Here is a 6,223-nt window from a genome sequence, read left to right on the forward strand (position 1 = left end):
AGCGTTCTTTTTGAGAATGCTTAAAAGTACAATTTTAATTGATTATTCTAATTCAAAAGTGATCTTTAGATTTAGAAAAGGTTTTATAGAAGTGATCTTTTTTAAAAACGGCACTTTGTTATTGCACATTAGCAGAACTATTGTTTTTTTTGGATTTTGTCGCCTTAATATCCGCTGTTCGAGTGGTCTTTTTCTAACTCATTTTCTAACTCTCAAAGACTTCGATGACTTGCAACAGGTTCATAATTATATAATTTAGAGATTTTAGTATGCTATTTTTTATTAAATTTATAAAATCATTTCAATTTTAATTGATAACATTCACTTAACATTAAATTGAAATAGTTAGCTGAATTTTGCACAACTTATTTAACCATTATAATGGAACAAATTTATATTGTGATGCTTGTTGTTTTGGGCATCTTAGCTATTACAGATTTAGTTGTAGGTGTTAGTAATGACGCTGTTAATTTTCTTAATTCCGCAATTGGTTCAAAAGCGGTTTCCTTTAAAACTATAATGATTGTTGCCAGCCTAGGCGTTTTGGTTGGGGCTTTGTTCTCAAGTGGAATGATGGAAATTGCCAGAAGTGGCATTTTTGTCCCTTCCATGTTCAGTTTTAATGACGTTATGATCATTTTTCTGGCGGTAATGATTTCGGATATTTTACTTCTGGACGTTTTCAATTCAATGGGATTGCCAACTTCTACAACAGTATCCATTATTTTTGAATTGTTAGGAGCTGCTGTGTGTTTGGCTCTTTATAAAATTTATACTACAGACGATACTTTTGATAATTTAAGTGCTTATATCAATACCAAAAAGGCAACAGAAATTGTCACCAGTATCCTTTTGTCAGTTGTGTTATCGTTTACCCTCGGTAGTTTAGTTCAATATATTTCCAGACTGATATTTACTTTTCAATATGAAAAGAGGGTTAAATATATTGGGGCTATTTTTGGGGGCTTAGCCATTACAGCCATAACTTTTTTCATTTTGATTAAAGGATTAAAAGGTGTTTCTTTTATTTCAAAAGAAAATTATCAAATGATAGTTGACAATCAGTGGGTTATAATCGGGATTAACTTTCTATTCTTCACGTTGCTTTCTCAATTGTTAATAGGTGTTTTTAAGGTAAATATTCTGAGAGTTATTATTATTATTGGCACATTTGCTTTGGCTCTTGCTTTTGCCGGTAATGATTTAGTCAACTTTATTGGTGTCCCTATAGCTGCTTTTAATTCCTATCAAATTTTCAATGGTTCAGGTGTTTCAGGAGATTCTTTCATGATGGGAGGTTTGGCTGATGAGGCAATTGTTGCTCCGTTTTATTTTCTATTGTTTGCCGGATTGGTGATGGTAGTTACATTATGGACTTCAAAAAAAGCAAGAAGTGTTATTGACACAGGAGTTAATTTATCAAGACAAGGTGATGGTGTAGAGCGTTTTTCGCCAAATATTTTATCTAGATTTATAGTTCGTTCGGGGATTTATTTAGGTCAAGGAATTAACTATTTTTTACCTCAATCTGTGCAATTAAAAATTGATAAACAGTTTGAAAAACCGGTTGTTAAAGGTAAAAAGAAAAAAGACGAACCTGCTTTTGATATGGTTCGTGCTTCTGTAAACTTAATGGTTGCCAGTATTTTGATTTCAATAGGAACATCATTAAAATTACCGTTATCTACAACCTATGTAACTTTTATGGTAGCCATGGGTTCTTCTTTTGCTGATAGAGCTTGGGATAGAGAGAGTGCTGTTTATAGAGTTGCCGGTGTTTTTAACGTTATTGGTGGATGGTTTGTGACTGCTTTGGTGGCTTTTGTTTCTGCATTTGTTGTTGCCTATTTCTTAAAAATAGGTGAAGTGTTTGCATTTATAGCGTTATTAATAACTCTAGCCTTATTGCTTTATAGAAGTGCGAGAAGACACACTAAGAAGAAGAAAGAAGAAGAAGAATTGTTGAAATTGAAACGAGAAGACATTGTTACTATTAATGAAATTATAAGTGAGTGTTCTGATCAAATTTCAAGAGTAATTGGAACTACAAACAAGATTTATAGTGATGTTATTGATAATTTAGGTTTACAAGATTTAGGTAAATTAAAAGAAAATAAAAAAGCACTTAAGAAACTCGAAAAAGAAGTTGATGAACTTAAGAGTAATGTGTATTATTTCATCAAAAATCTTGACGAAACCTCAGTAGAAGCCAGTAAGTTTTATATCATGATATTGGGTTATTTACAAGACATGATTCAATCGTTAGGGTTTATAACTCAAAACAGTCATTCTCATGTTAATAACAACCACAAACAGCTCAAATTCAATCAAATAAGAGATTTAAAAAGTGTTGATATAGAATTGCAAAAACTTTTTGATGATATTCAAGTCATATTTGATCAGAATACATTTGACAAGCTTGATGGTGTTATCAAACAAAAAGCTGAAATTCACATGCATGTTTCTAACTTGATTCAAAAACAAATTGAACGAATCAGAACTGTAGAGACAAGCCCTAAAAACAGTAAGTTATATTTTGCGTTGCTATTAGAATCGAATGATTTAATAAAAGCGACTATGAACTTACTCGAGTTGTTTCAGGAGTTTAACTTACATGCAAAATCGAAGTTATAATTAATTTTTATACTTCACATTTTATATCAAATCCTGAGTTATAGAACTCAGGATTTTTTTTATTTAAATAGCGTAAGTAATTACTTAATTAAAAAGTCACGCAAACGTTTTAGTTGAAAAGTATTTTTGCTAAAAGGGTTAAAAATAATAATTTTAAGACTATTTATTTAGAAGTTTCATAATTTAAGGGTCTTAAAATTCAAAATAATTCAAAGAATCGTGAATAATACATTTAAAGCCCTAGTAAATTTTATTCTTTTACTTTTTTTACTTTTTTCAATACCTGCTTTTTCGCAAAATTTATTGTTTAATGGCAATTTTGAAAGTGGTGGAAATGGTGTTGGCTTTAATTTAAATGGGGCGGGTTACACTTTATTAACGCCTCCATATTCAGGAACTACTACAGCGGGAAATTATGCATTCACAACCAACCCACAACCATTAAATACTGCATTTTTTATTAGTGGTGGCGATCACACTACCGGAACCGGAAATATGATGGTGATTGACGGTAACACCACAGGTGGTCAACAACGATTTTGGAGAGCCGGAAACTCAGGTGGTGGTGTTTGCGGATTGACAATTGGAGCCACTTATACCTTTCGTTATTGGATAAAATCGGTTGCGACAACAGTTGTAGATAATGGAACAAGAGCGGATATTGGTGTTCAATTTAGTAATATTAGTACTTTCTCTTTAATTTCCGGTTCAGCTTTGGCCCCTTTGCCGGCGGCAGGATGGCAACAAGTTGTGTATAGTTTTGTGCCTTTAAATGCTTGTGTTAATATAGAATTGTTCAACAATAATACGAATGCAGTTGGTAATGATTTTGCTGTGGATGACTTTGCAGTACTAGCTCCGTTACAACCGCTTTCAATAACCTATACTTCTACAAACTCTTCTTGCTTTAATGCAAATGATGCCTCACTAATTGTTTCCGGAAACGGAGGTCTGCAGCCTTATGTTTCCTATTCCATAAGTGGTCCTGTAAATGCAACAAACAGCACAGGAGTTTTCAATAATTTATTACCCGGAACTTATACCTTGTCAGTTACTGATAGTAATACTCCGCCATCCGTAGTGAGTTTATCCAATGTTGTGCTTACACAACCAAATGGATTAACGGTATCTCCTGATGCGGAAATTTGTTTGAGTGATTTCATAACATTAAATGTCAGCGGAGGAAATGTTTATAATTGGACAGCATCTCCTGCTGACCCTTCTTTGACGACTCCAACAAGCGATTCGCCAACAGTTTCACCCACTCAAACAACAACATATACGGTTACTTCCAGCACATCAACCACCCAAAATTTAATTTTTAATGGTGATTTTTCACAAGGAAATACTGGTTTTACTACTGACTATTTGTATACGCCTTCAAACCCATCTGGAGGTCAAAAAATATATACCATTGCCACCAATTCACAAGCTTGGTTTTCTCCTTTTTCGAATTGTTTCGATCATACAACGGGTTCAGGTAACATGATGATAGTTGATGGTTCAACTTCTAACGGAGGGAATGATAAAGTTTGGTGTCAAACGGTTTCCGTTCAGCCCGGACAAAATTACACATTTAGTTATTGGGTACAAACCATTGCAATGCCAAATCCCGCTAATATTGAAGTGTTGATAAATGGCTTTTCAGTGGGGATTGCATTTGCTCCTTCCACAACCTGTGGTTGGGTGCAACGGAGCTATACATGGAATTCAGGAGCCAATACCACTGCAGAAATTTGCATATATGATAGAATTACAACAGTAAACGGAAATGATTTTGCTATAGATGATATTACTTTTACTTCTACAGTAACCTGTGTTTTATCTGAAAATGTAACCGTTACAGTAACCACCGCAGATCCAATAACTGCATTTAATTATACCACTCCGGTTTGCACTAGTAATTCAACAACGTTAGTGCCAAACCTAGCTACCGGTTTTACCGAAGGGGGTCAATTTTCAGCTTCACCAAGTGGATTGGCAATTAATTCCTTGACCGGAGCAATTTCACCGTCATTGAGCACTCCGGGAACTTATGAAGTAGTATATTTAATAACGGCTAATGGTTGTTTGAATGGGGCCAGTTCTTCTTTCTTTATTGAAATTAGTCCCACCCCTCCAACACCTGATGTTATTGTTACCTCGCAACCAAATTGTGTTACAACTGTTGGGTCAATTGAAGTAGTAAGTCCTTTGTCAGCAACGCCACCTCCAACTAACTTATTTATTTCTGAAGTAACTGATGAAGATGTTGGTGCTTTAACTTATGTAGAAATTTTTAATGGCACCGGCAATCCGGTTAATTTAGCTAACTATAAAATCAAAATATATAATAACGGCAATGCATTTTTTTCGTGTGAGATTCCACTGTCAGGTATTTTAGCGAATAATAGTGTGTATGTTGTTTCAGTAGGTTCTGTTGTTAATCAAGGAGGAGTGATCCCTAATTTGGTTGTCGCATCTTGTTCGGGCATCAATAATAACGATAATATCAGATTAACAACAAATACTGATGTTGAGATAGATTTATGGGGTAGAACCGATGGTGTTGCTTTTACACCATCAAATCTTCCGGGCTATACTTACAGAAGGTTAAGCAATTCTAATCCGCCAAGTTTAATTTGGAATCCTTCTGATTGGTTGGCAATTGATCCACAAGATTATTCAAATATAGGTGCTTATCAGTTTTTAACATCTGCTTATGAATACAGTATTGATGGTGTGACTTATCAAACTAGTCCCATTTTTGTAGGATTACCACCGGGAACTTATCCCGTTACGGTACTTGATACCACAACAGGATGTGTTTCCAATAGCATTACGATTGTTATTGACCCAATAGCAGTTGTTCCGGAGGCAACATTTTCAGTGCTTGCTCAACCGAATTGTATAATACCAACAGGAACTATCGAAGTACTTTCACCTATAGGTGTCAACTATCAATATGCATTAGATGGGATTAACTATCAATCTTCTGTCACTTTTGCCGGTCTTCCTTCCGGGAATTATTCTTTAACTGTTCTTGATGCCGTTTCCGGATGCGTTTCAACCGCTGTGAATGTTCTAATAAATTCAATTCCAGCTAATCCGAATGCTCCTGTAGTGAGTGCTCAACAGCCTAGTTGTTTTCAGCCTTTGGGTTCCATTCAAGTACAATCTCCAGTTGGAAATACTTTCAATTATGCTATAAATGGTGGTGCTTTTCAAGAAAGTCCTGTTTTTTCAGGATTACTTCCGGGTAATTATTCCATCCTAGTTCAAGATAGCACTACGGGTTGTATTTCCAACCCTACCAATCAAACCATTGACAATTTACCGGCAAATCCGGCAGTTCCATCCTTTCAGTTGTTTCAAGCAGGATGTCAAAATACAACGGGCGGTATAGAAGTGACTTCACCTTTAGGTAGCCAATTTGTGTATAGTGTTACAAACGGAATATTTCAAGCAAGTCCTACTTTTACCAATTTACCGGTAGGAAACTATGAAGTTGTGGTTCAAGATGCCGTTACCGGATGTGTTTCAAATTCTGCCTCTTTTGAGATTGTGATTTTGGATTTTGATGTAATTGCCAACACCCCAACGCCATTAA

Annotated in this window: 2 protein-coding genes; both read left to right on the forward strand. The window is 35.0% G+C overall.

Annotated elements, in window-relative coordinates:
- Positions 1-381 precede the first annotated feature (381 nt).
- A complete protein-coding gene (locus tag B3L86_RS05715; RefSeq protein WP_291116172.1) occupies positions 382-2,634 on the forward strand; it encodes an inorganic phosphate transporter in 2,253 nt (750 codons plus the stop codon).
- A 219-nt stretch (positions 2,635-2,853) separates the two neighbouring features.
- Positions 2,854-6,223: lamin tail domain-containing protein (locus B3L86_RS05720; protein WP_291116173.1), on the forward strand; the 3,370-nt coding region annotated here is incomplete at its 3' end.

The organism is Flavobacterium sp. UBA6135 (assembly GCF_002428305.1).
GTDB lineage: Bacteria > Bacteroidota > Bacteroidia > Flavobacteriales > Flavobacteriaceae > Flavobacterium.

Bases quoted from the DNA above. Each gene is read 5' to 3' on its own strand.
- B3L86_RS05715 (WP_291116172.1), top strand. From the start codon at position 382: ATGGAACAAATTTATATTGTGATGCTTGTTGTTTTGGGCATCTTAGCT.